The sequence below is a fragment of the Syntrophomonas sp. UBA5494 genome (assembly GCF_002426325.1).
The window spans coordinates 8,992-12,322 of record NZ_DIPG01000016.1; the positions used below are offsets into that span (position 1 = coordinate 8,992).

At 52.2% G+C, this 3,331-nt stretch carries 5 protein-coding genes; all 5 read right to left on the minus strand.

The features are described 5' to 3' along the window. Positions 1 to 43: 43 nt before the first annotated feature. Positions 44 to 925, minus strand: coding sequence for an MBL fold metallo-hydrolase (locus B3W37_RS02115; RefSeq protein WP_483174631.1), 882 nt, complete (start codon positions 923 to 925; stop codon positions 44 to 46). Positions 926 to 983: 58 nt separating this feature from the next. Then, positions 984 to 1,523: a nitroreductase family protein gene (locus tag B3W37_RS02120; RefSeq protein ID WP_483171435.1), complete on the minus strand. Its 540-nt coding sequence runs from the start codon at positions 1,521 to 1,523 to the stop codon at positions 984 to 986. A gap of 46 nt (positions 1,524 to 1,569) precedes the next feature. Continuing rightward, positions 1,570 to 2,385 (minus strand): inositol monophosphatase family protein, encoded by an 816-nt coding sequence (locus B3W37_RS02125; protein WP_483171436.1) that lies wholly within the window; start codon positions 2,383 to 2,385, stop codon positions 1,570 to 1,572. Positions 2,386 to 2,475: 90 nt separating this feature from the next. Beyond that, positions 2,476 to 2,892: a CoA-binding protein gene (locus B3W37_RS02130; protein WP_483171437.1), complete on the minus strand. Its 417-nt coding sequence runs from the start codon at positions 2,890 to 2,892 to the stop codon at positions 2,476 to 2,478. Between the two features lie 67 nt (positions 2,893 to 2,959). After that, on the minus strand, positions 2,960 to 3,331 hold a 372-nt coding region (locus B3W37_RS02135; protein ID WP_483174632.1), incomplete at its 5' end, for a ferritin family protein.

Here is a 3,331-nt window from a genome sequence, read left to right on the forward strand (position 1 = left end):
GCGAGCTAAACCAGGCGCCCGTCTTCGTCAGACCGAATGCAGTTTACAATTTGGATTTGACATTGAGAACCAGAAGCTTCATGGTGCTGTACATGATGTCAGGCGGGTAATATGCCATGCCGCCTTTAAAATAACGCTCAAACACCTTTTTCCCTACTTCGTCATCGTCTTCCCCGGCCTCTAAAGCCGCCTTTATGAAGGCAAAGCCTTCCTCGGCCGCTTTAACAGTCTCTTCCAGGTACTGTTTTACTTCATCGCCCTTAAAAACATCTCCATGAGCCATGGCCAGGATTCTTATCGGCAAGCTCTGAAAACGATTCAGGGTTGCGATATAGCTGTCATAGTCCTGGAAAAAAACCGGGGATATCTCCCCGGGACCGGTTTTGTAGCCGGCAGCGTCTGAGGCGAACATGATCTGTTCGCTTTCCAGGTATACCGCCAGCGAACAGGCGCTGTGCCCCGGCGCTTCCAGAATATCCAGCTTGAGGTTGTCCCCCAAAAGCAGATGGTCGCCTTCCCCTACCACCGCATCAACCGCGATGGGCCCACATTCCGCCACCCGGGGCAGCTCGGAGATGAAGCCCGCTTTAAGATAGGACTCGCCCACAAAACGGTCGCTTTTAAAGGCGCTCGCCATGGCCTTCTCTTTGGACAGGATCTTTTGAGCGGTGCTGCTGCCCACCACCAGCGCGGCGGGAAACAACTCTTTGAGAATAGGGATGCCGCAGACATGATCGAAATGGGAGTGCAAGACCACGATGTATTTAATGTCAGGTTTGTCCTCCAGGGCTTCCCACTGCCGGGCAAAAATCTCCGCTCCCGCACTAGTTCCGCACTCGATTAAAGCGGCCTCTTCCCGGCCCACCACATAATAGTTGAAATATCCGTTCCCGAACAACTTGACCTGTTCTGTAAGCTGCTGCATTTTATTTGGCCTCCTTATCGCATATTAAGAATCCGGCGATCTATCTCCGCCGCATGTCTCAGCGGTTAAAAAAGGGCTTTTCAAAGACATTATAATGCACTTTGTGATATGGGAGCTGGCCGTCTTCGATAGGAGCTTTCTGTTCTGCCGGATACCCGATGGCAACGATGGCCAGAACCTGATAGGCATCGGGCAGGTTAACCAATTCTTTCACATAACTTGAAGAAGTCTTGTGATCAATGTGCCATCTCTCCCTGACCTGTATCCAACACGACCCCAGACCCATAGAAGCCGCCTGAAGGTGCAAGAGCAGGGTACAGATGGACGAGTCTTCCACCCAGACATCGCATTTGCCCGGGTCAGCCGCTATAACGATTCCCAGCGGCGCCCCGGCTAAAAACGAAGCGCTGTGTTCCTTGCACAAAGCCAGTTTTTTCAACAGCTCCGGGTCTTCCACCACAATGAATTCCCAGGGACGGCGGGTTCGTGACGACGGAGCCATCAAGGCCGCCTTGACCAGCTCTTCAATCTGCCACGGTTCCAGCTTTTTGTCCTGAAACTTGCGAATGCTGCGTCTTCTTCTCAACAAGTCCAGCATGATGGTTCTCCTCCTCTGAAAATTTCTAATCTATGATCTTTTTATATCAATCCATGGCATCGGCTTGCTCCATCTCAGTGAGGATCCGCTCACAGATGACCGGGTTGCCCGCCACCAGCGAAACCCCGCGCTTGTGAGGCAGGTATGCGACCTTGCCGCCGGCCTCCTCCACCAGCAGGGCGCCGGCAGCCACATCCCAGGCACTGAGGTTCAATTCCCAGTAGCCGTCCAATGCGCCCAGAGCTACATTGCAGAGGTCATAGGCGGCTGAACCCATACGGCGTATGCCCCTTACTCTGGGGGTAAAGTGGGCAAAATAGTTGAGATTGTTATCCAGATGGGTGGCACGGTCGTAAGGAAATCCCGTGGCTAACAGGCATTGTTCCAGCTCGGTCTTCTGCGCCACGGCTATAGGCATTCCATTGAGGAAAGCGCCCTGACCCTGAATTGAGGTGAACATCTGATCCAGAACAGGGACGTACACCACTCCCATAATCGTCTCTCCCCGATACTGCAGGGCTATAGATATTGAGAAAATAGGCAGCCCCTGCGCGTAGTTGGTGGTGCCGTCCAGGGGATCAATCACCCAAAGATACTCGGAAAAACCGATTTGCCGGCCTTGCTCTTCGGATAAAATAGCATGGTGGGGGTAGGCATGGTGTAGGGCGGTTATCAAGCATTGCTCAGAATAGTGATCAACCTCGGTTACCAGGTCAACTACTGAGGATTTTGTTTCCACTCCCAGGTTCCTGCGCCTCAGGTTGGCTTTCTGGATTTCGCCTACCGTCCTGGCCAGGCTGCAGGTTTGATCAAGAATTTGGTCGAGATTTAAAACGTTAATAACTTCGCTGATTGAGGTCACCAGCCAGATTCTCTCCTTCCTGAATACCATCCCTCTGGTGTCGAGTTGCAACAAGCCGTCACTTACAATTTATGCAAGGGCAGTAGTATATCAGAACCAGCGCCGGTGTTCAGCCATAATACAATAATCGGTAAAGACCTCTACGCCCTGCTTTATAGCCTGAGCTTCACCATCTTCACAGTGCAGTCCGGGCTGCAGCCATATTGCCGGAACCTTGAGCCGCAAAGCCTCTTCAAAGATCCCGCTCAATACCTCCTCGCGGCGGAATACAGTGATCAGATCAATGGGTATGGGCACAGATGAAAGATCAGGATAGGAAGCCTCACCCAGCACCGTATCAAGATGGGGATTGACCGGAATGATCCGGTACCCCTGGTTTTGCAGGTATCCGGCTATGCGATGGCTGGGTCGGGTGGAGTCTGCGGAAAGCCCTACGATAGCTATATTCTTGCATCTGCTTAAGATTTCCCGGCGCGGGTTGCCGGCCTGTTTGCCAAATTTAAACATACTGTTCTCCCCCTGGTCTCATTTTACTAGAATGGCATAATATTGCAATCACATCCGGCAGCGGGATCTACGCAAACAGCTTGTGGTATATTTTCTCCAGATGTGCCTTATGACCTTGCTCCATAATAATCAGCCGTTCAAACAGCTGTTTTTCTTCATCCCGTTTGCTGAGCTGTGCCAAAACAGCATAATCTTCAGCGGCCTGGGCTTCCTTTTTGATGGCCAGAAGCAGTGCATCGGCCGGTTTCATCTCCGCGGACAACCTGGGGACCGGTTTATGATCGGTTAGTTTTGAATCGCCCGGGCTCTCAAACAGAGCGGTCAGTCCATTATCAAGCAAAGACTTCAGGGCCGCACGATGCTGCCATTCTTCCTCTGCCAGGCACTTGCAGATTTTGGCCGCCTCCTGATCTATCAGCTGCCGGGACAGGGAAGTGTA